The sequence below is a fragment of the Affinibrenneria salicis genome, assembly GCF_008710095.1.
In genome coordinates this window covers 57,600-82,895 of the sequence record NZ_VYKJ01000017.1, presented here as the reverse complement: position 1 = coordinate 82,895, position 25,296 = coordinate 57,600, and the positions used below count along the sequence as shown (strand labels likewise).

23 protein-coding genes are annotated in these 25,296 nt (G+C 53.9%); 5 read left to right on the top strand and 18 right to left on the bottom strand.

The genetic code is table 11. From position 1 onward, the window contains the following. Window positions 1-187: 187 nt before the first annotated feature. Window positions 188-397, bottom strand: coding sequence for a transposase family protein (locus tag FJU30_RS27690; RefSeq protein WP_150437441.1), 210 nt, complete (start codon window positions 395-397; stop codon window positions 188-190). Window positions 398-550: 153 nt separating this feature from the next. Between FJU30_RS27690 and FJU30_RS23745 the strand changes: the two genes are divergently transcribed. Next, window positions 551-988: an Imm26 family immunity protein gene (locus FJU30_RS23745; RefSeq protein WP_150437440.1), complete on the top strand. Its 438-nt coding sequence runs from the start codon at window positions 551-553 to the stop codon at window positions 986-988. A gap of 384 nt (window positions 989-1,372) precedes the next feature. On the opposite strand, the gene FJU30_RS23740 is transcribed toward FJU30_RS23745, so the two are convergent. The 6 genes from FJU30_RS23740 to FJU30_RS23715 form a co-directional block, all read right to left on the bottom strand. Next, complete coding sequence (locus FJU30_RS23740) at window positions 1,373-2,146, bottom strand: DUF3750 domain-containing protein (RefSeq protein WP_150437439.1); 774 nt, start codon at window positions 2,144-2,146, stop codon at window positions 1,373-1,375. Between the two features lie 359 nt (window positions 2,147-2,505). Then, entirely contained in the window at window positions 2,506-3,069 is a 564-nt protein-coding gene (locus FJU30_RS23735) for a L,D-transpeptidase family protein (protein ID WP_150437438.1), read from the bottom strand. Between the two features lie 146 nt (window positions 3,070-3,215). Continuing rightward, window positions 3,216-6,305 (bottom strand): efflux RND transporter permease subunit, encoded by a 3,090-nt coding sequence (locus FJU30_RS23730; protein WP_150437437.1) that lies wholly within the window; start codon window positions 6,303-6,305, stop codon window positions 3,216-3,218. Then, entirely contained in the window at window positions 6,302-7,444 is a 1,143-nt protein-coding gene (locus tag FJU30_RS23725) for an efflux RND transporter periplasmic adaptor subunit (RefSeq protein WP_150437436.1), read from the bottom strand. Before FJU30_RS23725 ends, FJU30_RS23730 begins: the two co-directional genes overlap by 4 nt. Before the next feature lie 93 nt (window positions 7,445-7,537). Continuing rightward, a complete protein-coding gene (locus tag FJU30_RS23720) occupies window positions 7,538-8,722 on the bottom strand; it encodes a sensor histidine kinase (RefSeq protein ID WP_150437435.1) in 1,185 nt (394 codons plus the stop codon). Further along, window positions 8,719-9,414, bottom strand: a complete 696-nt coding sequence (locus FJU30_RS23715) for a response regulator (RefSeq protein ID WP_150437434.1) — start codon at window positions 9,412-9,414, stop codon at window positions 8,719-8,721. The genes FJU30_RS23720 and FJU30_RS23715 overlap by 4 nt, the downstream gene beginning before the upstream one ends. A 125-nt stretch (window positions 9,415-9,539) precedes the next feature. Between FJU30_RS23715 and FJU30_RS23710 the strand changes: the two genes are divergently transcribed. After that, window positions 9,540-10,331: a MipA/OmpV family protein gene (locus tag FJU30_RS23710; protein WP_150437433.1), complete on the top strand. Its 792-nt coding sequence runs from the start codon at window positions 9,540-9,542 to the stop codon at window positions 10,329-10,331. Between the two features lie 270 nt (window positions 10,332-10,601). Here FJU30_RS23710 and FJU30_RS23705 read toward each other — a convergent pair whose 3' ends face one another. The 4 genes from FJU30_RS23705 to pxpB form a co-directional block, all read right to left on the bottom strand. Further along, window positions 10,602-11,387 carry a putative hydro-lyase gene (locus FJU30_RS23705; RefSeq protein ID WP_150437432.1) on the bottom strand — a complete coding sequence of 262 codons (786 nt, stop codon included), beginning with the start codon at window positions 11,385-11,387 and terminating at the stop codon, window positions 10,602-10,604. A 614-nt stretch (window positions 11,388-12,001) separates the two neighbouring features. After that, on the bottom strand, window positions 12,002-12,298 hold the full coding sequence (locus FJU30_RS23700) for an acetyl-CoA carboxylase biotin carboxyl carrier protein (RefSeq protein WP_223881685.1): 297 nt from the start codon (window positions 12,296-12,298) through the stop codon (window positions 12,002-12,004). A gap of 248 nt (window positions 12,299-12,546) precedes the next feature. After that, complete coding sequence (locus tag FJU30_RS23695) at window positions 12,547-13,488, bottom strand: 5-oxoprolinase subunit C family protein (protein WP_150437448.1); 942 nt, start codon at window positions 13,486-13,488, stop codon at window positions 12,547-12,549. Then, on the bottom strand, window positions 13,488-14,252 hold the full coding sequence (gene pxpB, locus FJU30_RS23690) for a 5-oxoprolinase subunit PxpB (RefSeq protein WP_150437430.1): 765 nt from the start codon (window positions 14,250-14,252) through the stop codon (window positions 13,488-13,490). Before pxpB ends, FJU30_RS23695 begins: the two co-directional genes overlap by 1 nt. A gap of 167 nt (window positions 14,253-14,419) precedes the next feature. On the opposite strand from pxpB, the gene FJU30_RS23685 reads away from it, so the two are divergent. Beyond that, complete coding sequence (locus FJU30_RS23685; protein ID WP_150437429.1) at window positions 14,420-15,352, top strand: LysR family transcriptional regulator; 933 nt, start codon at window positions 14,420-14,422, stop codon at window positions 15,350-15,352. A 136-nt stretch (window positions 15,353-15,488) separates the two neighbouring features. Here FJU30_RS23685 and FJU30_RS23680 read toward each other — a convergent pair whose 3' ends face one another. From FJU30_RS23680 to FJU30_RS23665, 4 genes are all read right to left on the bottom strand, one after another. Further along, window positions 15,489-16,721 (bottom strand): MFS transporter, encoded by a 1,233-nt coding sequence (locus tag FJU30_RS23680; protein WP_223881684.1) that lies wholly within the window; start codon window positions 16,719-16,721, stop codon window positions 15,489-15,491. Between the two features lie 654 nt (window positions 16,722-17,375). Further along, window positions 17,376-18,083, bottom strand: coding sequence for a ribonuclease activity regulator RraA (locus FJU30_RS23675; RefSeq protein ID WP_150437427.1), 708 nt, complete (start codon window positions 18,081-18,083; stop codon window positions 17,376-17,378). A gap of 39 nt (window positions 18,084-18,122) precedes the next feature. After that, entirely contained in the window at window positions 18,123-18,908 is a 786-nt protein-coding gene (locus tag FJU30_RS23670; RefSeq protein ID WP_150437426.1) for an SDR family oxidoreductase, read from the bottom strand. A 14-nt stretch (window positions 18,909-18,922) separates the two neighbouring features. Further along, window positions 18,923-20,131 (bottom strand): pyridoxal phosphate-dependent aminotransferase, encoded by a 1,209-nt coding sequence (locus FJU30_RS23665; protein ID WP_395858811.1) that lies wholly within the window; start codon window positions 20,129-20,131, stop codon window positions 18,923-18,925. Window positions 20,132-20,225: 94 nt separating this feature from the next. On the opposite strand from FJU30_RS23665, the gene FJU30_RS23660 reads away from it, so the two are divergent. Together FJU30_RS23660 and FJU30_RS23655 are read left to right on the top strand one after the other, a co-directional pair. Beyond that, a complete protein-coding gene (locus FJU30_RS23660) occupies window positions 20,226-21,134 on the top strand; it encodes a LysR family transcriptional regulator (RefSeq protein WP_150437424.1) in 909 nt (302 codons plus the stop codon). Window positions 21,135-21,302: 168 nt separating this feature from the next. Beyond that, window positions 21,303-22,172 carry a LysR substrate-binding domain-containing protein gene (locus FJU30_RS23655; protein ID WP_150437423.1) on the top strand — a complete coding sequence of 290 codons (870 nt, stop codon included), beginning with the start codon at window positions 21,303-21,305 and terminating at the stop codon, window positions 22,170-22,172. A 272-nt stretch (window positions 22,173-22,444) separates the two neighbouring features. Here the strand turns inward: FJU30_RS23655 and FJU30_RS23650 are convergent, their stop codons facing one another. The 3 genes from FJU30_RS23650 to FJU30_RS23640 form a co-directional block, all read right to left on the bottom strand. Further along, window positions 22,445-22,984 (bottom strand): DUF2058 domain-containing protein, encoded by a 540-nt coding sequence (locus tag FJU30_RS23650; RefSeq protein ID WP_150437422.1) that lies wholly within the window; start codon window positions 22,982-22,984, stop codon window positions 22,445-22,447. A gap of 819 nt (window positions 22,985-23,803) precedes the next feature. After that, window positions 23,804-24,286 (bottom strand): cold-shock protein, encoded by a 483-nt coding sequence (locus FJU30_RS23645; RefSeq protein ID WP_150437421.1) that lies wholly within the window; start codon window positions 24,284-24,286, stop codon window positions 23,804-23,806. A gap of 392 nt (window positions 24,287-24,678) precedes the next feature. Further along, the gene (locus FJU30_RS23640) at window positions 24,679-25,263 is read right to left on the bottom strand and encodes a tyrosine-type recombinase/integrase (protein ID WP_150437420.1); all 585 of its coding nucleotides are present in this window, start codon (window positions 25,261-25,263) and stop codon (window positions 24,679-24,681) included. Window positions 25,264-25,296 lie beyond the last annotated feature (33 nt).

The window sequence follows — 25,296 nt, the reverse complement described above, 5'->3', positions numbered from 1 at the left end:
CATCAGAGATTAATCTCAGTATCAATAATCACCCTTCCACATGCTACAATGATGACGATCGGCATCCTGGCCCTCTGACCAACGGCCTTTATGGTTCATGGCTGGCGGCGATTAAGTATAGCGTTTTGCGAGCGGGGCGTATTCCTGTGTTGAGTAACATTCTATTTTATTTACTATGCCGTCCGACTTAGCAACAATGACGTCCGGGAATGCCGTTAACAAAAGGAGAATGCTGTCTTAGCCACGGGAGTTGGCACTCGCCGAACTGCTGTATGGCTTTCCATCCCGATACATTACTGAGCACAGCAGTAACGGTGAATAAAATAACATCCATCACTTCATGCTTTTTATTCTTATCGCATCGTGAATAGGATATATTATTGATATAATTAAACATAGTTACTCTTTTTCACTGATTTGGAGGGCAAGTGAAAATCAGAGCAGTGAAATAAAAAACAAGTCCTCTGCTTCAATAAATAAAGTGTGATTTTCCCCATTGAGATGGTAAGGTATTAAATGATTGATTTTATATTTTGAAGGGTAATAGTTTATGAGAGTGAAATATAAAGGAGGCGATATTTTTTCCATCCTATTGAGTAATGGGAAATATGCCATATGCCAGATTATTTTTTCACCAAAAGGGAAGTTTAAGCAGATAATCGCTTTTTGCGTACTATTTATACAAGATAATGAATATTTTATTAATGATGGTATTTTAAACCCGATGTCCGTTGAGGAATTCGGTAACACGACAAAAGTTATATTTACAGGTAATCAAAAAATGAGTAATGGTCTATGGAAGATTATTGGACATGCTGATTTAAGTGAAGAAAAAAAACAATTGAGAATATTCAATTACGCAGGTGGTCTCTATAACGGTGAAGAGGAAATTAGGCGTATTCATGTTGCTGAATATCCTAATTATACAACGATGGGTGTATCTGGTTTTGAGCTTGTAGATAATATCTTAACAAGCGTTTTATTTTAAGCCGGGTGAGCCCACGTTATCTACCCGACTATTTTTATCTATTGCTACACCCGTATATTCTCTTGCTGCCTCAGTCAACATCAGGGTCAACCCCATAAAGGCTGTCGGTCTGACGGCCTACGCTGAACGGCCTGCTACCCGTCCGCTGCGTCTGGCTACGCCAGGTCGCACAGAGTTGCTTGCGGACGCCTTACCGCCCGCGAAAGCCGCGCTGGAGCCGCAGATAAATGGCGTTCCCGTTACGGGTTGCCGCCATAAAAACAAGCAATGCCGGCGTGTTGTTATGAGGCAGAGAGTGCGGACAGGAAAAGTCACGACGTGAGGCTACGCTACAGCGCCCGATGACGATAAAGGCCGCGCCAGACGGCGTTCAGTCGCGGGCGATCAGCTTTCATCTTTGCGCACATTGTCGTAGCCGAGTCGGCCGATAAAAGGCAAGCGCAGCGCCGGCGGGTTAAAATCCACGCCGATACTGGCGCTTAATATATTGACCTCAACCCCCTCTTCCGCGCCGAGGGTCAGGCCCAACACCCCCAGCAGCGAGACCTGTACGCCCTTGCCCGAAGGCGGCAAGCCGACCGGACGCAGCAGCGGGCGGTAATCCTTGCCGATGGCATTGGCCGGCAGATCCAGCTTCAACGCCGGTACCTCTCTGCCGATATGCGCGATAAAGGTGTTGCTGTTCGGACCGGGCCAGGCGCGGTAGGTCTGCGGCCAGGGATAGTTATTAATGGCGGCCTCAATCTGCGGAATCATCGCTGCGGCGCTGGCGCCGCGATGATCCGCCAGCAAACGCGGCCGAGCGCCAAACCAGAAGGCATCGGCCGGCGCACGATTAAGACGAACGACGTTATCGCTGCCCCAACGGGTGACCTCGTACCGGCTATAGCGGGTTTCGCCAGCCTTCTTGAAGATGATCCAGGGATGAACCGCCACCAGACCGCGCCAGCCATAAGTAGGTGCGGCATAGACTTGCACGATCGCGATCTCGCGCGCCTGGCGCGGATCCGGCGCAATGCCGGCGGAGTCGCGTCGGGAAGACCACCAGCCCTGGCCGGTAAATACCTCGCCGTTCCACGCGGCACGGGCCAGACTCTGCCCCAATGACAGCAGCAGTACACAGATAAAACCGATAATTAACGTTTTGAGGTAATTCATAGGCAGTTAATCCACTGGCAAAAACATGGCAATCAAAGGAGAACTCATGCATCCCCTTTCCGCTGCTTACTCCCTCAAACGGTAAACCTCCACCAGCCCAGTGTACTGTGAGTTGGCGACAAGAAGAAAGGCGCAGGATAAAACGATCGCATTTTGTCCGCGCCGCGTATTATTTAGCGGTATATGTGTACGGTAGAAACAACGAGGCGCGCCACCATCGCCCCGACGTTATAAAGCATTGGCGATGAATCCCCAATGCAGCAGCCTGGCTGCCGCCATTATACATTGATGCGTCGGTAATCCCGGCCTGCATACGCTATAGTGCGGCGTCGTGCAATATTGCTTGTCGCCAGTCCGGGTTATGGTTCAATACGAATGGGTGTTCCAACCGGCACTCTGGACCAGATATCGCGCATTTCCGCATTTGTCACGGCGATACAGCCATCGGTCCAGTCCAGCCTCTGAAATAACGGCGCCAGCCACTGCCAGCCGTTGGGCATTCCATGGATCATGATATTGCCGCCCGTTTTATAACCGGCGGCCTCTGCGCGCTGCCGATCGTGGATATCCGGGTAGGAAATATGCAGACTAAGATTGAAACGCGAATGATCATTACGCCAGTCGATGGTGTAGTTGCCTTCCGGCGTTTTCTTGTCTCCGTCGCGGCTTTTCGCTCCATGGTCCGCCGCCCGGCCCAACGCGATGGGATAGCGGGCAAGGATTTGCCCGTCTTTCATCAGCAACAGGCTGCGCTCGGCTTTATGAACCAGAATCTGGTCAGCCTGCTGCCCGGCAGCGGCGGCGGCCGGCGGCGTACCGTGCCCCCAGCGCGCCATCGCAAAAGTGTAGGCATACAGGCCGAATAACGTGCAGACGATGATGACGCCGGTACGGACGACGGGGGCGCGGTTAACCTTAAACATAGCGATAACTCTCTGTTCCAGCTGTAATAATCAGGACATCTCCATGAGAAGCCCAGTATAACAGCCCGCCATAGCCTCCGGTAGCCCAGTCCGGCGAGCTATGGCGCCCCAGCCGCAGGAGGAAACAAGCGGTGCGCCACAGTAGACTATTCCATTTCCGGCTCGCGCTGCGCCGGTTTTTCGAACTGCATAACGAGACTGAGCGATGCCGGTAATACCGTCAGCGTCACCAGCGTGGCAACCATTAATCCGCCGATAATAGCGTAAGCCATCGGCCCCCAGAAGACCTGATGTGAAATCGGGATCATCCCCAGAATAGCGGCGCAGGCGGTCAACAGTATCGGTCTGGCGCGGTGTTGCGAGGCTTTTATGATCGCCTCTTCGCGTTCCAGTCCCTGCTGCGTATTGCTGTCCACTTCGCTAATAAGAATCACCGCGTTACGGATGATCATCCCGGCCAGCGCGATAATGCCAAGCAATGCGACAAAGCCCATCGGCGTACCTGTCGGCAGCATGGCCGCGACAATACCCGGCAGGCCAAAAGGCGCCATCAGCAATGCCAGCAGCATTCGCGTAAACTTCTGCAGCTGGATCATAAGCAGAATAAGCATGGCGAAAAGCGTAACCGGCAATACGGTGTACACAGAACTGTTGCCTCTGTCGGATTCGGCTACCGTGCCGCCTTCCTCAATGCCATAACCCGGCGGTAGATCGGCTCGCAGCGCATTAACAGTGGGCAGCAGAGCCTGCGATACGGCTTCGGCGCGCATACCGGGCGCCAGATCCGTTTGAACCGTGATAAAAGGCAGCCGCTGACGCCGCCAAATCACCGGGTCGTCCACATCCCAGACCGGTGTGGCCACGCGACTTAACGGCACTTTTTGCCCGCCGGACGTGGTCAGCATCAGAGACTGAATGCTGCCGGTATCCAGCCGCTCGGCATCATTGCCTCGCAGCACCACGTCAACCAGCCGGTTGTGATCGCGAACGGTGGTCATTACGCTGCCGGACCAGACGGTATTCAGCGTTTCCGCCAGCGTGGTCGAAGAGACGCCCGCCGCACGCGCTTCGGTCTGATTCACCCGCAGCGTAATGACCCGTTCAGGCTCGCCGGCCGTTAAATTCACTTCACGCGCCGCAGAGTTTTTCCCGATGGCGGCCGCCAGCATTCGGGCAAGCTCGCGCACCGTTTGGTAATCCGGGCCGCTGACGCGATATTTCACCGGCCAGCCCACCGGCGGCCCCAATTCCAGCGGCGACACCCGCGTAGTGATATCGCTAAACTCACGGGACATTATCTCGTTCAACTGCTGTATTAGCCGATCGCGGGCCGCCAGATTTTTAGCCACCACGACTAACTGCGCAATATTTTCATTGTCCGACAACACATCCATCGGGAGATAGAATCGTATTGCGCCGGTGCCCACATAGGTCGAGTAATGATCGATGTTTTCATTGCCCGCCAGCGCTTTTTCAAGCCGGTCGGTCTGCCGTTCGGTTTCCGACTGCGAGCTATTAGCCGGCAGAGAAAGACTGACCAGCAGCTCGGGACGATCGGAGGACGGGAAAAATTCGCCCTGCATAAAGGTGGTGCCGAAGACCGACAGCGCAAACACCGCCAGCGCCAGACCGAGCGTGGCCAGCCGGTGGCCAAGCACCAGATTCAGCAGGCGACGATAAAAACGCATCAACCGCCCCGGCTGACGCCCCTTTTCACCGGCGTGGGATTTTAGCGTGTGGGGTAAGAGCCAGGTCCCGGTAAGCGGCGAGAAAAGGATGGCCACCACCCATGAGCAGAGCAAGGCTATCAGTACGACGGCAAACAGGGAAAAACAGTACTCGCCGGCGCTGGAAGCGGCAAAACCAACCGGAATAAAACCGGCAATCATGACCAGCGTGCCGGTGAGCATCGGAAAGGCCGTGGTTTCAAACGCGCAGGTCGCTGCGCGCCAGCGATTATCGCCGGCCTCAAGACGGGCCACCATGGTTTCTACCGTGATCATGGCGTCATCCACCAGCAGCCCGAGCGCGATAATCAAAGCGCCCAGCGAGATACGCTGCAGACCGATCCCCGCCAGCATCATGCAGGCGAAGGTCATCGCCAGCACCAACGGAATCGCGGCCGCCACCACCAGCCCGGCCCGCATTCCCAGCGAAACGAACGATACCGCCAGCACAATCACCACCGCTTCGATCAGTACCCGGACAAAACCGCTCACGGCCTGTTTCACAACGGCGGACTGATCGGCAACGTTAGTCACCTCGATGCCGTGCGGCAACTGTGCCTGTATCTCCGCCATCCGCGCGTTAATCGCTTCGCCAAAGCGCAGCATATTGCCGGTCGGCGCCATTGAAACGGCCAGCCCGATGGCCGGTTGACCATTAACCTTGAACACCGGCGCCGGCGGCTCCGCGCGCTGAAGACTGACGGTGGCGATATCGGTTAACGGAATGTAGTGTCCGTCGATATGCAGAGTAACGGCGCGCAGACTGTCCGCCGACCCCAGCGCGCCGCTGACCCGTAACGCGATATTCTCGCGATCGGTTCTCATCGTCCCGGCCGGCACAACCTCGTTCTGCGCCTTAAGCGCATCGGTCACCTGTTGCAGATCCAACCCCATCCCGGCAAGTTTGCGGGGAGAAAATGCGATGACCAGCTGTTCTTCCTGTTCGCCCAGCAGACTGATTTTGCCGATATCCGGCAACATCATCAGACTAAGCCGGACATCGTCAACCCGGTCGCGCAGCTCGCGCGGCGTAAAACCCTCGGCGGTAAAACCGTAAATCGTGCCGAAGGTATCATCAAACTCGTCATTCACCGCGGGACCCTGAACGCCTTGCGGCAGCGAGGCGGCGATATCCTGCATTTTTTTGCGTACCTGATACCAGATATCCGGCACCTTTTCCGGCGGCGTATCGTCCCTGAGATTGACAAAGATGATCGACTGACCGGCCCGGGTTTCACTTTCAACGTAATCGAGGTAAGGCGTTTCCTGCAGTTTCTTTTCCAGCGTGTCCGTCACCAGGTTAACGGTATCGCCGATGGTCGCGCCGGACCATTGAGTAGATACGACCGCGGTTTTAATCGTAAAGGCCGGATCTTCATTGCGCGGCAGCTGTTGATAGCTGATAACGCCCGCGGCCATGATCAGCAGCATAAAAAAAGTCACCAGTTGCTGATTCTTCAGCGCCCATGCGGAGAGGTTAAATGACGATTTCAGATCGGCAGCCTTCATTTCGCTTCCTCCCCGAGAGTGACCGTTTCACCTTCCCGCAGTTTGCTGACGCCCGCCGTAACCACCTTTTCCCCCGGCTGAACACCGCGGCTGATGAACACCGTCGAGGCGGTATACTTCCCGGGCGACACGGGTCGCAGATGAAGCTGCCGGCTATTGTCCACCACGAATACCGCCGCGCTGTCGCCGGTTTGGGTCAGCGCTGAAGCGGGAATGGCGATCATTCCTGGCCCGGATAACGGCATTTCGCCCTGTACGCTGGCGCCCAGCGCCATCGCCTCCGGCGGGTTATCAAGCGCGATGCGCACCCGCCAGGTGCGGGTCTGAGCGTCGGCCTGCGGACTGATATCGCGCAGCAGACCGGTGACCTGCACAGAGGGTTCGGAGAGAAGAGAAATAGTAAAGCGCCCGCTCCGGTTGCGATCCAGCGCTTGCGGATCGGCGACATCGAATACCGCATCGCGTCCATTATTGGCGGCGAGAGTAAAGACAGCTTGTCCCGCGCTGACCACCTGGCCGGCAGAGGCGCTGACCTGGGTGATCACGCCGGACTGCGGCGCGGTAAGCTGGGTCCATGCCAGATTATCCTGCGCATTTTTCAGCGCCGCTTCGCTGCTCTGTCGGCGCGAGACGGCTGACTGCCAGTCCGAGGTGGCGGTATCCAGTTGCACCCGCGCAATGGCGCCGGATGGCATCAGCGACTTCATGCGGTTGAGGGTTAACGCCGCCACGCGCTCCGCCGCGCGGGCGCTATCCAGTTCAGCCCGCGCGCTGCTAAGCTGATTACGCCCCGTATCGCTCTCCAGCGCGGCCAGCACCTGCCCTTTGGTGACGCGTTGGCCCACGTCAGCCTGTCGCGAGAGCATCCGGCCATCAAGCCGGAATCCCAGAGAGATTTCATCATGGGCGCGGATTTCCCCGATGCGGACCGAAGGTATGCCGGCTGAGGGCTGAGGCGCCGTGACATAGCGTACCGGACGGGGCGGTACATTATGCTGCGGCTCGGCGTCGCGACAGCCGGCAAGCAGCAGCGGCGCGAGGCACAACAGAGACAGAGCAGGCGACAGCTTAAAATGACGAATCGGCACAATAAGCTGATGCAGCGCATGGCGCGCATGAGTGGCGTAATTTTCTGACATGACGCGTTTCCTAAACCAAGATAGCGTCATTTAACGCACTGAATGTCGAGATTCCTTGTATGTTTCGTCAAGAAATAATCAAGAGCGATAATTTTACCGTTCCGACTGACTGGCTTTAGGCAGGCGCAGCGTAATCAGCAGTCCCTTCTCCGCCGGCAAACTGGCGCTGATGCTTCCGCCATGGGCCATACAGATAGCGCGCGCGATCGACAGACCAAGGCCGCTGCCGCCGGAATGGCGGGCTCGTGAAGAGTCCGCCCGGCTAAAACGCTCAAACATGTCGGATAAGAAGTCCGCATCCACGCCGGGGCCGTTATCCTGAAAGTCGATGTCGTAACCGTTGTCTCCGCGCCGTATCGCTATCGTCAGTTGTTTACCCTCACCGGCATAGCGCAGCGCGTTTTCCATCAGGACGGTAAAAACCTGTCCGAGGCGGAAAGCATCGCCCGTATACATGCAGAACTCATCTGCCACAATGCGGATAGACATGCCGGCTTGTTCTGTCTGAGGCTTGAGCCAGGCGACACGTTCCCGCAGCAGTTCCGTCAGGTTCAGCTCACGACGCTCCAGCACCAGCCTGCCCGCCTCGGCCAGCGACAGCAGGTGCAGTTCTTCAATGAGACGATTCAGATGCTGCAGCTGCTTCATCACCATCCCGAGCTGTTGCGGATCGGCCTGGAATACGCCGTCAAGCATTCCCTGCAGTCGCCCGATTGCCGCAGTCAGCGGCGAACGCAATTCATGCGCCATCGCCACATGCGATGCCCGCAGCTCACGTTCATAACGCGCCAGTTGCTGGGTCATGGCATTGAAATCCCGGGTGAAGCGGGCCATTTCCGTCGGCGTTTTTTGCACCAGTTCGGCCTGCATGCCGAATTCGCCCCGGGTCACCGCTTCGGAAGCCGCGGCCAGCCGGCTGAACTGGACGGAAAGCGGGCGCGCCGTTTTTAACCCCATAAACACAATAAAGGGGATCATGACCACCACTAATACGCCGACCAAAATCCAGTCGGCGGAGGTTATCGAAGGATCCGAATAGCGAACCCCCCACCAGCTATCGACGATCTGGTGAAAGCGGGCCAGGTTAATATCAGGATTCTGAAGCAGCAGCTCAAATTCTTGCCGCAGTGCGACCGGCATGCGATGAAGCACCCAGATATTCTGAATGGCGAAGCGCAGCCACATACACAATGCGATGACGATAACCGAGCCGATCGCCAGCGCCAGGATGCGCACGCATATCCAGCGCCAGAGGGAATGATGCTCAACATTGTTCATGGCTGCCGGAACCTGTAACCCACGCCGCGAACATTAAGCAAAACATTGCTGATCCCCACGGCCTCCAGTTTTTTACGCAGGTTGTACATATGCGTATCCACCACGCGCTCCAGCGCATCGCTTTCCGGCAAACAGTGTTCCAGCAGATGCTGGCGGGAAAAAGGCCGGGTCGGCGCACGCATTACCGTGGCCAGCAGGGAAAACTCCGTCGGCGTAAAATCAAGATAAAGCGGCGTCTCGCCAGCGTCCGTCACACAGGCCGTCCGCGAAGCGGTATCGACCTCCAGATTTTCCCAGCGCAACACTTCATTTTCGCGCAGTTGCATGCGGCTGCGTCTCAGCACGGCCTGCACTCGCGCCACCACTTCCCCCGGGTTGTAGGGTTTAACCACATAATCATCCGCGCCGTAGCGCAGGGCGCCGATTTTGTCCGGCGCATCGCCCATCGCGGTCACCATGATAATCGGCGTATCGCTTTTGCGGCGAACGGCAGCCAGGATCTCCGTACCGTTCATCCCCGGCAGCATCACATCCAGCAGGATCAGATCCGGCTTCTGGCGTTGTGCATATTCCAGTCCGGCCAGACCGTCCCCTACTACGGTTACCTCATAATTTTCCCGCGTCAGATATGCGTCCAGTACACCGGCCGCATCCGCATCATCTTCTATTATCAGTATGCGTCTTGTCTGCATTTCACGTCCTTGACCATTTCTTCATAAATTCCTGACTATTTGTTGATAATGCCGCTTCATAATCCCGCCCCAGTCAGGCCATTGCCGACAATGGCCGCTAAATAATTTACCCGTGAGGTGGCTTGATGAAAACCCGTAATATCATGTTGTGTACGCTTTGTTTTATCACCGCTGGTACAACAGCCGTCGCCAGGGCTGATGAGAGTGATAACCCGTCTCAATCATCGGTAACGGTGGGCATAGGCGCGCAAAACGCACCGCGCTACAGCGGTTCGGAGAAGCGAGCCATGCAGGTAATGCCGGTCGTTCAGGCCCGATACGGCGCCTTTTTTCTGGATTCCCAGCAGGGCATCGGGTATGACCTGATAAGCGATAACGGGCTTTATCTGGAACATACGCTGGGATATACCCTCGGTCGTTCGGAAAAAAACTCCAGCTGGCGCGAAGGCGCCAACAAGCTGAAAGGCATGGGAAACATTAACTCCGCCGTTAACACTACGATCGCCATAGGATGGACGATAGCGCCCTGGGTTTCAGTGGAGGGAAAAGCCTCTCTGCCGCTCAGCGACGGCCAGGGGGGGCAATACCGAACGTCATTAACCTTACTGCCCATTCAGAACGACAGCGATACGCTGGCATGGCAGGCCGCCGCGTTATTTGGCGACCATCGCTATATGAATACGTTTTACGGCGTGAATAAACAGCAAAGCGCCCGCTCAGGCTATCACCGCTTCAACACGGCAGGCGGATTTTATGGCATCGACACCAGTCTGACGTGGAGCCATCAGTTCTCCAGCCACTGGGGAACGTCATTTAGCGCGGGCTATACGTGGCTCGGCGATCATGCCGCAGACAGCCCGATCGTTTTTCGACGTAGTCAAGTAACCGGCACGGCCGCCGTTACCTATACGTTCTGACACAGGCATAGCAACCCGCCCGCGAAACCTTCCCGGGCGGGCTTAACGCTCAAGCCGCGCAGCAATTTCGGTACTGACCGTGCGCACGATGGCGGAGCAAAACCACCGCCACCGGACAGGATGGATATTCTTCCCCCCCGCCGCTTTCCGCCTTGTCGTTTTAAACGATAACGAGGGAACCGCTGAAATTAACGCGCAACATTATATTCCCCGCGCCTATCCAGCAAGGCTTCAATGTATTTTTCCGCCGCGGCCAGTTATCTGGCCGCGTTAAAATGCAGCCAGATGGCTATTGCGGATATCCGTCACCACCATATGGCCCGGGGAGTGGGTAATCGCGAAAGGCAAACCCGCCGAACGTATCGCTTCCTGCGGCGTCACGCCGCACGCCCAAAATACCGGGATTTCGCCCGCGTTAATCAGCGAACGGCCACCAAAGTCTGGCGTGTCAATATCGCGAATGCCAATCAGGGCGGGATCGCCCAAATGAACCGGCGCACCGTGCACATCAGGAAAACGGGAGGTGACCTGGACCGCACGAATCGCCTGCGCTGGCGTCATCGGGCGCATGCTCACCACCATGTTGCCGGCAAAATCGCCGGCCCGGCCGTTGGCAATATGGGTAATATACATCGGGACATTGGTTCCCTGTTCAATATGGCGAATCGGAATCCCGGCATCGAGCAATGCCTCTTCAAACGAATAGGAGCAGCCGATAACAAAACCGACTAAATCATCACGCCAGACATCGTGCAAATTTTCTACCTCTGCCACCCGTTTCCCTTCATGAAACACATAGTAGAAGGGACAATCCGTTTTGATATCAATATCCCCCAACTCCGGCACCTTGCCGCTGCCCGGTTCGGTCATGCCGATCACCGGGCAGGATTTAGGATTCAGACGGGCAAAACGTAAAAAAGCATCGGCGTATTGCCGCGGTAAAATCGCCAGATTGCCCTGAGTATATCCGGGACACTGGCCGGCAGTTGGAATAGTAAACCGGCGCTCCCGAACCGCCTGACGAAATTCAGCCGGATTATGCCAAATAGTAGACATTGCGATCACCTGATAATTAATAATGGGAAACTTTATTCTTTAGCAGGACAAAAACGATGTCCAGCCAGAAATAATCGCCATAGCTGTTTAATATTTATAAACAGCCGGCGCACCAATATCGTGCTGCCGCACAATAATAGTCATGCTTATTTAGCCCCGCCATACGTCAAGCCACAGGCGCATTGCGTTGTGCAAAACGCTAACGTTTTATCCTGCAATCTGTATTATTCAGGGGATAGTTCAACATCAGGCTGCTGCGTTATCAATAATAAAGGTATTGCATATTATAAATCGCTTCACGCATTGATGCTTCACTGTTGACCATGCTATCGCGCGTAGCTGATGATGAGAGCATTAAAATAATCATTAAAACAGCTAATTATGATTTAATCATAATATCGTTGTCATTCAACCTGCAGAGCAAGCGCAGCGCTATTATGCGAAGCTATTTATACCTGTCATACTGTAAGTTGCAGGTGCGTTGGCTACGCTCGCTCACCCGAATCGCTGACTTGAGTCAGCTCATCGGGATTCGCTCTCTTGCCGCCTTCCTGCAACACGAATTATTTTAGAGCACACACACGGCGAAAATCTGGCATATTTCGATATAGACATTAACCGATGGTGAACAACGGCTGTTCATATTCAACCGGTTGTCCATTCTCCACTAAAATCGACGCAATAATGCCATCCGTTGCCGATAGCACCGGACTGCTTACCCGCATCATTTTAATGACGCCCAGCATATCGCCTTTTTTTACCCGCCGACCAATCTCCACATAAGGAGACGACGCCTCATCAGATTGCCGGTAAAACATGCCGACGCTGGGTGACGTTACCTGAGTGACGTCCGCCTCTGCTGCGACCGACGCCGCCGGCAATAACGGAGCGGATACCCCTGCGAATATCACATCGGCACAGGGAGCACTCTGCCGCATCCGTATAGAACAGATTCCGTCCGAAACATCCAGCTCACTGATCGTGGATTGCCCAAGAAAATGGATTAATTTTTTAATCTGCCGAATGTTCATCTGACTTATATCTCACGTTGTATACATAGAAAATCAGCTCACCGTCGCCACGGCGAACAAAATGATCGTTAAGCTCCGCGTCGTTGCCCAATGAGAAGCTTTGGCGCTGAACGCTATTCAAATCCGGCTTAAACATAATATTCTTCCAGTGAATCGATCAGGCGCGCACGCTCTATTCGCAGCATTTGCGCCTGATGGAGATCGCACAACGCGAAATGGATCGTCTCCCCCGGCAAACGCTGCGCCAGCAGGGGTAAATCGACGCTGATGACATGCGCAATTTTGGGATATCCCCCGGTGGTCTGGCGATCGGCCATTAACAAAATAGGCTGGCCGCTGGGGGGGACCTGAATAGTGCCGAAGGTTACCGCCTCCGAGAGCAGCTCCAGAGGTTCGCGCAGCGATAGCGCATCGCCGATCAACCGGTAGCCCATGCGTTCCGACTCGCTGGAGATCTGATAATCGTTTTCCGTCAGCGCCTGTCGGGCCTCTTCGCTAAAATAACGCCATTCCCGCCCGGCGATCACCCGGATCGGCGCCGCCGGGAACCGATCAACCATCAAACTCTGCGGAGGCGGCAAGCGCGGCAACACATTTCTGAACGAGGATGGAATAGCGATTTGATCGCCCGCCTGTAGCGGTCGCCCGGCGATACCGCCAAAGCGGCCATGACAATAGGTGCTGCGGCTCCCCAATACCGGCGGGATCAGGTAGCCGCCATGCACTGCAATATAGGCGCGCGCCCCGGATATTCGCTGACCAAAACGCAATATGCCGCCGGCCTCAACCCGCATCGCGACGCCAGGCTTTATTGCCGCGCCATCGAGCGTAGCGGACAGATCGGCCCCGGCTATCGCCATCAGGCAACGCGACTGGAACAACAATTCCGGCCCTAACAGCGTCACCTCCAGCGTACTGCAATCGCGCGGATTCCCCACCAGCAGATTGGCCAGCGTGTGGCTTACCTCATCCATCGGTCCACTGACCGGAACGCCTAAGTGCTGATAACCATAGCGCCCCTGATCATGAATCGTGGTGCATAAACCCGGTTTAATCACCTGGATCCCCATCACTGTGCTTCCTGTGTCATTTCATAAAACGTCGATTCATCGATCGCGAAAAACTTCACATGATCGGCATTACGCAATAAACAAGGCGTTTCTCTGTCAGTTGCAAATACCGTTAACGGCGTCCGGCCAATAATGTTCCAGCCGCCAGGCAAATCCATGGGATAAATCACCGATTGCCGGTTGGCCAAGCCAATGCTGCCCTGTCGCACCCGTGTCCGCGGCGTCGTTCGTCGCGGCGGATTAAGGGCGTTATCCAGCGTGCCGATATAGGCATGTCCGGGAGCGAACCCCAGCATCAACACCTCCAGCCACTGCTCGGTATGTTTTTCAATTAATTGCGCCGGGGATAAGCCGCACCGTTCCGCCGTCTGCGCGAGATCAGGTCCGAAAGCGCCGCCATAGCAGACCGGGATGTCAATCCGCCGCGGAGGCGGAATGGCGGCAGAAAAAGGCGCCTGCAAAACCGTAAAAATTTGCCGACATAGCGCCTCATAGGGCGAGCGCTCTCCCTCGCCGCAGATGATCCGCTCAGGCTGATAGTGAATCCCGACGGTGACCATGGCCGGGACGATATCCAGAATACCGGTTAGCCTTCCGGCCTCTTTCGCCTCGGTTAGCATAGCGGCGGCTTTGGCTGCCTGACGATTGGTTTCAGGGTTTAACACGGAAGAAAATTCGAGGATCACGCAGCTATCGCCGGAAGCAGAAATGCTGCCGCCAGCCCTGTCGTTCGCAGTAAAAAAAACAGGCAAATCCAATATCACTGTCTTACTCCATTAATCCTGAAATCTTTTGTTATTATTTGAATAGACAAATTATGGTGTCTATCAAAGAATAATCAGAGTACCTGTTCAGTTAAATTTAACCGTTATGGCACTCATCATGTGCAAATTGACCGACCACCGGTTTACCGCACCAGCCTGAGGCATGAATGAACACTCGATTTGTTGAAACCTTTGTCCTTTTAGCCCATATCGGCAGCGTCCGTCAGGTTGCTAAACGCATGCATTCCACGCCAGGGGCAATCTCGATGCGCGTGAAGAAACTTGAAGCGCAACTGAATGCGGTGCTGTTCAACTGGGATCATAAAACACTGCAATTAACCTCCGATGGTTTACGTTTACTGCCGTATGCTGAGCGCCTGATGGAATCGACCCAGCAACTGGAACGCATGGCTAAATTCCCCGTAAAAGAAAAAGGCAAAATACGTATCGGCATTATTGAAACCGTCGTCCATACTTTCCTGCCGGAATTGATGAAAGTAATGAACCGAATGATGGCGGATGTCACTATCGATCTGTCGGTCGAACTGACCACCGACCTGAAAATACAATTAATGCGCCGCGACGTTGATTTATTAATTCGGGTTAAAGACGATGAAAGCGATAATCCATTTGCCATCACCCGGGCAATTGCCGAAGTCCCCATACACTGGATCGCGCATCACCGACTCATTCCCCCTCATGACCTTGTTCGCAACATATTAAGTAAACAGCTACTGACCCAAATGCGCGGTTCAGTGCCTTATGAATCGGCAGTCGCTATCGCTCAACAGCTGGCGGCAGAACAGGGTCTGCTGCCCAGTGAATTACGCATTTCCGGCACCCCTTCGCTGGCCACGCTGGTGGCGCTGGCGCGTGAAGGCGTCGGCGTGGCGATCATGCCCGGCGTCCTGGTTAAAGAGCCGCTGGAACGGCATGAGTTACAGGAGCTGGCATTGCCTGGCTCGCTGCCGTTCCAGATGGCTATTTCCTACATGAAAAATGCCTCTCCGCTGATCTCCGACGTGGCGGAAATTGCGCGTAAAGTTTGTCGTAACTACTGCCGGCATCAGGGAGAACACTGGATACGCTTTATCGAATAGTCCCGATTAATCTCGCCGCCGACGCCGGCTCATCGAGTTCCCGGCTGCCGGGGCGCAGCGTAATGCCTGCGTCGGCAATGAATAAACATCATGCAGCACCGTCGCCCCGTCCCATATTCACGCTTTCCCTCGGGGATTATTTTAATGAATCCTTGTGCGTGTCGCGCATGCGTAACAAGGCAAACAGACTGAATAACGCGGCAAACGCCATAAAGAAGCCCGGCATCAATAAAATACCGGTTTTATTAATCAACGCGGTGACCAGATACGGCGTGATGCCGCCGCCGAGGATCGCCCCGAGATTGATACTGATCGCCATCGCGGTATAACGTACCGGGGTCGGAAACTGCTCGGCATAGGTCGGGTAGCCCACAGACTGAATAATCGGCATTGGCAGTGTCGCAATCAGCATCGCCAGCGCGGCAATCCAGATATTATGGCTATCCATTAATAACATCATCGGAATAACGATCACCACATAACCGACAAAACCGGTTAAGAGCAATTTACGCCGCCCCAGACGATCGGATAATCCCCCCCAAAATGGCATCATCGCCGCTACACATAAGCCCAGCGCCGCCATCAACCAGAACACATGTTGTTTTTCATAACCCAGATAGGTGGTGAGATAAATATTCATAAACACCACCCCGATCCAGTAGCCGGCATTTTGCCCGAAGGTCAGCATAACAACCCGGATCAACGCCGACGAATGGCCGCGCAATACCGACATAAATGGCGTATGCGCCACTTTTTTACTGCCGGAAATAAACTGTTTGAATGCCGGCGTTTCTTCCACATGATGACGCACATGGACAGAAAACAGCACCAGCGGCAGCGTCAACAGAAACGGAATCCGCCACCCCCAGGCCTGTAATTGCTGCGCATCAAGAATCGTAGTAACAAGTCCACAAATAATCGCCGCCAGCGCGCCGCCCAACGCCACGCCAACCGGGGTAAATGAGCCATAAAATCCCCGCCGGCCGGTGGGCGATGATTCAGCGACAAACGCCGCCGCGCCAATGATTTCACCGCCGGCAAAAAAGCCCTGTATCAGGCGTAAACAGACCAGCAGTATCGGCGCCGCTATGCCGATGGAGGCGGTAACCGGCAACATGCCGATCGCCGCCGTCGCCCCGCCCATGCCAATTACGGTCAACAACAGAACCTTACGCCGACCGATGCGATCGCCAATGCGCCCCAGCAAAATACCGCCTAATGGCCGGATAAAGAAGGCGCTGCCGAACACCGCCAGAATAGAAAGCAATGCCGCCGCAGGATTATCGCCCGGGAAAAACAGCGGCCCGATAATCACCGCCATAAACCCGTAAATACCAAACTCATAATATTCAATTGCGGTACCGGTCATGGAGGCTATCGCCGCACGTTTTGCGATCCGTACAGAGGCAGGGTCAGGCGCAGCGGCCTGACTCATATCAGTAAAATCAGACTCTAGTTCATATGACATATATCACCCGTCTGGTTGTCTGCTAAGGATGAACAGCGTTGACATCACGCTCGCTGCCCGCAAAGCTAGTACTCAATTAGCTACTCTAGATAAATGCAAGTGTGGGACCAGACCGGCCATTCAGGAAAATGTTTTGTATATCAACTGACTGATAAATAAATGCGATGAATCAGCGACAGAAAAAGAGATAAAAACGGTCTTCTGACAGGAAAATTCACATCAGGCGGCAGAAAATGAATATTTGTTATTATCGCGATAACGCAATGAAATAATAATTAATCATCACAATCCCCAGCCAGGTGCAAAGCGTAGATTGTTTTTCACCGCGCTGGTGCAGCAATACCGCAGGTAATTCAGTCAATACCGACCGACGATTTCAACATCTTTTAAATAGAATAAAAACGAAGGGGTAAATGGGAAAGAGAAAAGAGAAAAGAGAAAAGAGAAAAGAGAAAAGAGAAAAAAATGTAGCGGACAGAGGGAATGAACAGAGGAAATAAATAAATCGCGGCGGCCTTATTATTCGCCGGCCGCCGCGGCGTTATCATCAGAAAATTACGACTTTTTCGTCGCCTCATAACGAGCGCGGTTTTCCTCATTAGGCGGGTAAAGTCCCGGCAATGCCGCACCCGCGTTAACTTCGCCCATAATCCAGCTTTCGAGACGCTCCTGTTCAACGGCCAGTTCGACGATTTCATCCAGCAACGCGGCCGGAATCACTACCGCGCCGTCCTGGTCAGCGACAATAACGTCATCCGGAAAAACGGCAACGCCGCCACAGCCGATCGGCTGCTGCCAGTCAACAAAGGTCAGCCCGGCAACGGAGGGCGGCGCTGAAGCGCCGCGCGCCCAGACAGACAGGCCGGTTTCCAGCACCCCGGCCCGATCGCGGACGACGCCGTCGCTGACCAGCGCGGCAACGCCACGTTTAGCCATCCGCGCGCACAAAATATCGCCCCAGAAGCCGGCGTCCTGAACGCCGTTGGCGTCAACCACCGCAATACAGCCTTCCGGCATCAGTTCAATCGCCGCACGCGTCGACTTCGGGGAACTCCAGGATTCCGGCGTCGCCAGATCCTCACGGGCCGGAATAAAGCGGACGGTAAAGGCGCGCCCGATCGTGCGGGGCAATCCGGAATTAAGTGGGAACGCCCCACGGATCCAGACATTGCGCAACCCTTTCTTCAGTAACAGTGTGGTCAGCGTAGCCGTCGTAATATTGGCCAGCGTAGCGAACGCCGCAGCGTCTTTAGACAAAGTCATATGCCCTCTCCTGTAAGTCGGTAAATACCGCTCCGGTGGTTAAATATTATTGATTAGGCCGCCATCAACCCGCAGGGTAGAGCCGGTGATATAAGCCGCCCGGGCGCTGGCCAGAAAGGCCACCGCATCGGCATACTCTTCCGGGCGGCCGTAGCGGCCTAATGGAATGGTAGCGGTGCTTGCGGCTTCAATATCCGCCAGCTCGCGCCCTTCGCGTTTCGCCCGGGCGCCGTCGAGAAAACGGGTTCGCGCCGTGGCAATACGACCCGGCACGATAATATTCGAGGTAATGCCCTGCGCGGCGACATCACGCGCCAGCGTTTTAGACCAGCCAAGCAGAGAAATACGCGTCGCATTGGATAAGCCCAGGTTGGCGATCGGCGTGATCACGCCAGAGGAGGTGCTGGTGATAATCCGTCCCCATCCGCGTTCGCGCATCCCCGGCAGCAACATATCGGTAATGCCGATAACCGGGATAATCATGGATTCAAAGGCGCTGCGCCACGTGGCGCTCTCATGCCCGAAAGCCGGACCCGGCTGCGGCCCCCCGGTATTATTAATCAGGATATCGATGCCGCCGACACGCTGCAGCACCGCGCCAACGCCCTCGCGCCACTGCGCTTCATCACCTAAATCCCAGGTAAAAGCATGGGCCGTCCCCCCCTGCGCGCGTACTTTTTCTACCGTTTCCTCCAGCGCCGCTTGATTTTTATCGGCCAGACAAACCGTCACGCCTTCATTCGCCAGCGCCAGCGCAATAGCGCCGCCCAGTCCGCCGCCGGCGCTCATCACCAGCGCGCGCTTACCCGCAATGCCTAAATCCATCTGTCTTCCCCTTATCAATTCAGTTGGCTGCACGCCTGATGAATACGTTCACATGCGCGTTCAAGTTTCTCTGTCGCTGTTGCGAAAGAGATGCGGAAATGGCCTTCATAGCCGAAAGCGCTGCCGGGCACCACGGCAACCTGGGCCTGTTCAAGCAGATAACGACAAACGTCCAGATCATTTTGCAGCAGAACGCCATGCGGCGTGGTGCGGCCGAACAGGCCGCGGCAGGACGGAAACAGGTAAAACGCGCCTTCCGGACGCAGACAGGATAATCCCGGCGTCGCATTAAAACTTTTCAGGCACAAGTCTCGACGCTGACGGAATGTCTCATTACGCGGCGCGAGAAAATCCATCGGGCCATCAAGAGCCGCACGAGCGGCGGCCTGGGCAATCGAGCAGGGGTTGCTGGTGCTTTGTGATTGGATCGTCGCCATCGCGGCAATCAATTTTTTCGGCCCGCCGGCATAACCAATACGCCAGCCGGTCATTGCATAGGCTTTGGATACGCCATTGACAGTCAGCGTACGTTCGCGCAATGCCGGAACTTCCGCGGCGATGTTGACGAACGTCCACCCGTCATAGCACAGGTGCTCATACATATCGTCGGACAGAACATACACCTGCGGATGCGCCAGCAATACCTCGCCTAAGTGACGCAGTTCCTCCGCGCTATAACCGGCGCCCGTCGGATTGCCCGGCGAATTGAGAATCAGCCATTTGGTTCGCGGCGTAATCGCCAACTCTAACTGTTCCGGCCTCAGCCTGAACCCTTGCTTCTCACCGCAGCTAACACTCACCGGCGTGCCGCCCGCCAGCCGCACCATATCCGGGTAGGATACCCAGTACGGCGCCGGAATAATGACTTCATCACCGGGATCCAGCGTCGCCAGCATGGCGTTGAAAATAATCTGTTTACCGCCGGTACCGACGCTGATTTCGGATCGATCATAGACCAGACCGTTATCACGCTCGAATTTACGCGCGACCGCCGCCTTCAGTTCGGGCGTACCGTCAACGTCGGTGTATTTTGTCAGCCCCTGGCCGATCGCTTCGCGCGCCGCCGCATTAATATGCTCTGGCGTCTGAAAGTCCGGCTCGCCTTGAGACAGACTGATGACGTCAATACCGTTGCGTCGCATCTCCGCGGCCTGCCGGGTTATCTCCAGCGTGGCAGAGGGTTTAACTGAATCCAGCAGGTGCCCGAGCAATTGCATATCCATACCCCTTGAATTTGGAACTGAACTTCATCGTAGGGCTTGATAATCAATAATAAAATCAATATATTTTTTATGAATTATCAAATAAAATCTATCAATGATCCGAGAACTAAAAACCCTACTCGCCGTCGCCCGGGAAGGCACCTTTGCCGCCGCCGGCAAAAAAATCGGCCTGACTCAGGCGGCAATCAGCGCCCAGATGCAACGGCTGGAGGCCGGGCTCGGCTTCGCCATTTTCGAACGTAAGGGACGCTCGGCGCAGCTCAACCCAATGGGCGAGCAAGTGCTGCGTCAGGCGCAGGAGCTGTTACAGCTCTATGACCATCTGGGCTCGGTAAATCCGCCGGATACCAGCAGCCTGCTGGTCAATATTGGTGCAATAGCCTCGGTGCAATGCGCGTTGCTGCCCGCAGTGCTGGCGAAATTTCATCAAAGCTACCCGGGATGCCGCTCACGCGTGGTGCCGGGGTTATCGATGGAACTGGCCAATCTTGTCGATGCCGGCGAACTGGATATTGCCGCGATTATTCGCCCGCCGTTCTCGCTGCACAGCGATCTACGCTGGTCGACGCTGGTCAGCGAACCCTTTCGTCTGCTGGTTCCTCACGCTATCGCCGGCGATGACTGGATAGCATTACTGAGTAGTCAGCCTTTCGTACGCTATAACCGCACATCGTTTGGCGGCCGCCAGGTTGAACGCTTTTTACGGGAAATGCACCTGTCGGTACATGAAATATGTGAGGTCGATGAACTGGATGCGATTGTCCAACTGGTGGCGAATGGCGTTGGCACTGCGTTGGTGCCGCAAACGCTCACTTATCAACGCTGGCCGGCATCCATCCGGGTGCTGGATCTCGGGCAACATACCTTTCACCGCGATATTGGTCTGATCTACCGTACCGGGCTGGAACTAAACGAACCGTTAGCCACGCTGAAACAGCTGATTACCGCCTATACGCATGTGCAATATCATCGTACCGTTCAGCCGCGCGCCAGAAAAACATAAGTCCCGGATTATCGACCGATAGCCGCCGCGGGTGGGAATCTACGTACTCGCCAGCGAAAGCCAGCATCAGACATGACTTGTAATATTCACCGCTGGTTATTACTATTTTTTATCAAAAATAGGATTCACCCCTGCGAATAAACATTTTTTTTGATGAATGGGGCCGCAATGATACGAGAAATCAAAACCTTTGTCGCCGTAACGCAATTTGGTACGTTTGCGACCGCCGGACAGCATATCGGTCTGACGCAATCCGCGGTCAGCGCCCAGATTCGCTCACTGGAAGAGGCGCTCGGTATGCAGCTCTTCGATCGTTCTGGCCGTACGGCCCAGTTAAATACCGCCGGTAACCGGGTATTACCCATGGCGGAGGAGATTCTGGCGATTTTTGCCCGCATGTCGCAGCCGGAAGATATCGATCACTACCGCGGAGCCATTAAGATTGGCGCTATCGCCACCGTACAAACCGGATTGCTGCCTAAAGTGCTGGTACAGCTGCATCAGCAGGCGCCAGCGCTGGAAACCAAACTGCTGCCGGGGGTTTCATTTGATCTATTAACGCAAGTGGATGCCGGACATATTGATCTGGCGATTGTTCTGAAGCCGGCCTTCGCATTAAGCAAAGATCTGTATTATGAAATACTCAAACAGGAACCTTTCGCACTGATTACGCCGACAGACTTACCGGGCGACAATCCGCTGGCAATCATTCGGGAAAACCCGTTTATCCGCTACGATCGCACCTCTTTTGGCGGACGGCTGGTGACGCGCTTTTTACGTGAGCATCGGCTGGAGCCAACCCTGGCGCTGGAAATCGATGAAATTGACGCCATTGTCAAGATGGTGGAAAACCATCTCGGTGTGGCGCTGGTGCCGCAGGCGGGATTATGGCATGAACGCGAAAACCATGTGCGCATTGTGCCGCTCGGCGATTTAACCTTTCACCGCCAGCTGATCGTGGTAATGCGCCAGACCGATCAACACAAACCCTTACATCAGATGATTACCCAGAGCCTGCACCACCACGCCAGACAATAATCGGCAACGCGCCACGGTATGTATTTACCGCCGTAAGCAACAGCCCGCATGGTTGATCTTACCCCGCGGCAGAGGGCGCGGACTCAGGCGAGGCGGCGTTGTTCTTTTTCTTGCGTCATAGTTCATCTTGTTAACGATTTTATTCGCGTAACAGCGTGCCACTATTCGCGGAGAGGATCACTATCCGGAATAACACTGCGTTTTTAATGAACCGGCATCTTAATGAAAAGCCTTGAGGGACTTTTCATCCATAAGCATCTGCAAAACGTTAATTACCACATCAAATCATCGGGCACTTTAAAATCAGCATACGGATCTTCTTCATCTTGCTCTTCCTGACTAAGTGCACTATTTAATACAATACTGTTCGCATCTCGCTGCGCAATTTTATCGGCTACGCTCGCGGGGATAATAACGTATTCACTCTTGCCACTGTTATCGACAACCAAACGAGCAATGGCGAGACGACCACTGATCAGCTGAGCTTGAGTCAGCTTATCCACAACTATTTTTTTAATTAAATTATTATCTGTGAAGTTAAAACCGATATCGCCTTTTGAAATGTCAATTCTGTTCATTTCAATTAGCTGCTTCACCTGAGCTTTATACTCTTTAGATAAAGCTGCTTGTTTTTGTTGTTCGCTTAGCTGTTTATCACGCTCAAGTTGCGCTTTTTTATTTTCCTCCACAGCCGCCTTTGCCTCACGAGCCTGAACTCGTGATTTTTTAGCCGTTCTTTGGACCTTGGCCATTTTTTTGCTGGTCACTAATCCAGCTTTTAGCATCTGCTCTTGTAAGGTGAGTTTTGTCATCTTCGTTTCTAAACCAGTTGAATAATTTGTGGGATTATACCTGTAATTTTCGAGGCTGTACCAGGTTGCATGACCTGATCACTGTGTGGTTTGAGTTTGGAGGGGCCGGTCAGAAGCCGGCGTGACCTGTTATCAGGATTAGACACCGCGGCACGGTTAATAATATCCGCTTCTGGCACGGGCCGCGCAGGCAGCCCTGACAAGCTCAGATTTCAATTGACCTGGGTATCGCCAGAGCGCTATCGACCTCCATGTCCAACTCAGGGCCGGCCCCAACGCTCTTTGCATGGGTATTATGGCCAGGCTGTGTCCCGCAATTCATTTTCGCTGACTGACGATGGGAAAAACGCATTAATTTTGTTTGTTTTTTGACTTTTTTTTGTGTGTTTTTACTGCTGACTTCTGTCAGTATTGTGCGATTTTACATCAGTCAGATAATGGCGGGACACAACCTAAAACAAGCGCATAAATCACTCAATAAAAGCATAATCGAGATATAGCTTCCGATTGGTGAAAATCATTGATATGTCATATTTAGTTTGTAAAACAGACGTATATTACGGCGCAGTGAGCTTAGGATGCGTCCTTTAACCCCCTGCATACCAAAAAGTGATGTAGTAATCATTTCCGGAATGTGATTTTGGGTTGAATATTGAGCGTTTTTAGAACTATTTTTATCGCTTAAAAGCGTTTTTTGCACAGTTATAACAATGCTGATCTGTACAAAAAACAGTTACGGGACACTTCCTGGTAAGCGATGCCGAAATTCTGCTTATGCGAATGGCGCAGCATTTCGGCACAGGCTCAGTCCGAACTATTTCAGACCTTGAGCATTTTCACCGTGGCGTCCACGTCTATCTCATCTTCCGAGAAGATTAACGTCGCGCCCTGAAAGGTGGTGATCGCCAGTTTTTTCAGAGAACGCATTTCACCAGGCTTAGCGGCTGATTTCGGCCTGATACTCCCCATCAGTGCCGCCACAGACAGCACTGCATTTTCTTTATCAATGCGGGTATCGGCAGACACTTCTTCGCTGTAAACCCGGAAAGACTTGATCGACGTAAGCTTAAGGCGCTCGCCCGCGATATAGATGTATTTGCTTTCCGGTACGACTTTCACAGCATAAGCTGACAACCCCTTGCTATTAGAGGTGGGTTCGAAAGTGACCGCCGCATCTTTCTTAAGATGTTCAGGGTTGGCGACCTTAATCACATGAAAATAACGGTTATCACCGTTTTCATCTTTGATAAATCCAAAACCTTTATCCTTAAACCAGGTTGTGATCGTTCCGTTCATCGCCATTATCGCCTGCTTAATCGTTTATCTACTCAATTTTTGCAGCGCGCAGTGTAAAACACAATGCCTGCGCAAACTACTTTTTTGGTTTAAGTCTTGATGATAAATGTCTGGTATGCGAAGGAGCGGCTGAACCGCCCCCACGATTAAATACAACACTCAGTTCTAAATAGCTTCGCGCATTGATGCTTCACTTTTGACCATGCCACAGCGCGTAACTGATGATAAGAACATTTAAATAATCATTAAAAACAGTTGATTGTAATTTAATCATAATATCGTTGTCACTCAACCTGCAGGACAGGTATCGCGCTATTATGCGAAGCTATTTAGTAATGTCCACGCTGAGCTGAGCTAACGGTCCGTTTTGTTTGGCCCCGGAATAGCAAGATGCCCGATTAAGTCTGAGCAATGTGCTTACCTGAAATTATTCCGCCGGATTGTCGTATTTCCCGCCGCGCGCTTTTGGCGCAGGTAAATACGATGCCGACGATATCGCGCGTTTTTACCGCCGATGCAGACGCTCCCCGGCTCTTTACCTTGTCGCAGTGGTTGCGCCGTATATCGGGCGTGATCTCGCTTAACAGCTTGTTGCCGAACTTCGGCGCGACGTCGCGTTTGATAATGCCCTGTATCATGCGGCGCGCACTGTCTTTGTAGTTGGCATCGTCAAACCAGTGCGTCAGCCAGTCGCCGAAATAGGTAGATTTGGCCTGCAGCTTCTGGCGTTGTTTTTCAATAGCCGGAGAAATGCCCTGTTCGATTAGTCGTTTGACCTCCCGTAACCGCTCTCTGGCTTCTGATAGCGTGATCGGGCCGTATTTGCCTATCGCCAGCGTTTCTTGTCTGCCGTTGAGACGATAATCGTAGCGGAATGAAACGGTTCCCGAAGGCAACACCGCCACATACATCCCATCGCGATCGGCAACCTTGTAAAGCCGTTCTTTAGGCTTCAGCGATTTCAACCGGGTATCCGTCAACATCTCCGCTCCACCTCCCCATGCTGCTGTCAAAGT

Coding starts and splice junctions, on each gene's coding strand:
- FJU30_RS27690 (WP_150437441.1), bottom strand. CDS start 397: ATGTTTAATTATATCAATAATATATCCTATTCACGATGCGATAAGAAT.
- FJU30_RS23745 (WP_150437440.1), top strand. CDS start 551: ATGAGAGTGAAATATAAAGGAGGCGATATTTTTTCCATCCTATTGAGT.
- FJU30_RS23740 (WP_150437439.1), bottom strand. CDS start 2,146: ATGAATTACCTCAAAACGTTAATTATCGGTTTTATCTGTGTACTGCTG.
- FJU30_RS23735 (WP_150437438.1), bottom strand. CDS start 3,069: ATGTTTAAGGTTAACCGCGCCCCCGTCGTCCGTACCGGCGTCATCATC.
- FJU30_RS23730 (WP_150437437.1), bottom strand. CDS start 6,305: ATGAAGGCTGCCGATCTGAAATCGTCATTTAACCTCTCCGCATGGGCG.
- FJU30_RS23725 (WP_150437436.1), bottom strand. CDS start 7,444: ATGTCAGAAAATTACGCCACTCATGCGCGCCATGCGCTGCATCAGCTT.
- FJU30_RS23720 (WP_150437435.1), bottom strand. CDS start 8,722: ATGAACAATGTTGAGCATCATTCCCTCTGGCGCTGGATATGCGTGCGC.
- FJU30_RS23715 (WP_150437434.1), bottom strand. CDS start 9,414: ATGCAGACAAGACGCATACTGATAATAGAAGATGATGCGGATGCGGCC.
- FJU30_RS23710 (WP_150437433.1), top strand. CDS start 9,540: ATGAAAACCCGTAATATCATGTTGTGTACGCTTTGTTTTATCACCGCT.
- FJU30_RS23705 (WP_150437432.1), bottom strand. CDS start 11,387: ATGTCTACTATTTGGCATAATCCGGCTGAATTTCGTCAGGCGGTTCGG.
- FJU30_RS23695 (WP_150437448.1), bottom strand. CDS start 13,488: ATGGGGATCCAGGTGATTAAACCGGGTTTATGCACCACGATTCATGAT.
- FJU30_RS23685 (WP_150437429.1), top strand. CDS start 14,420: ATGAACACTCGATTTGTTGAAACCTTTGTCCTTTTAGCCCATATCGGC.
- FJU30_RS23680 (WP_223881684.1), bottom strand. CDS start 16,721: ATGACCGGTACCGCAATTGAATATTATGAGTTTGGTATTTACGGGTTT.
- FJU30_RS23675 (WP_150437427.1), bottom strand. CDS start 18,083: ATGACTTTGTCTAAAGACGCTGCGGCGTTCGCTACGCTGGCCAATATT.
- FJU30_RS23670 (WP_150437426.1), bottom strand. CDS start 18,908: ATGGATTTAGGCATTGCGGGTAAGCGCGCGCTGGTGATGAGCGCCGGC.
- FJU30_RS23665 (WP_395858811.1), bottom strand. CDS start 20,131: ATGGATATGCAATTGCTCGGGCACCTGCTGGATTCAGTTAAACCCTCT.
- FJU30_RS23660 (WP_150437424.1), top strand. CDS start 20,226: ATGATCCGAGAACTAAAAACCCTACTCGCCGTCGCCCGGGAAGGCACC.
- FJU30_RS23655 (WP_150437423.1), top strand. CDS start 21,303: ATGATACGAGAAATCAAAACCTTTGTCGCCGTAACGCAATTTGGTACG.
- FJU30_RS23650 (WP_150437422.1), bottom strand. CDS start 22,984: ATGACAAAACTCACCTTACAAGAGCAGATGCTAAAAGCTGGATTAGTG.
- FJU30_RS23645 (WP_150437421.1), bottom strand. CDS start 24,286: ATGGCGATGAACGGAACGATCACAACCTGGTTTAAGGATAAAGGTTTT.
- FJU30_RS23640 (WP_150437420.1), bottom strand. CDS start 25,263: ATGTTGACGGATACCCGGTTGAAATCGCTGAAGCCTAAAGAACGGCTT.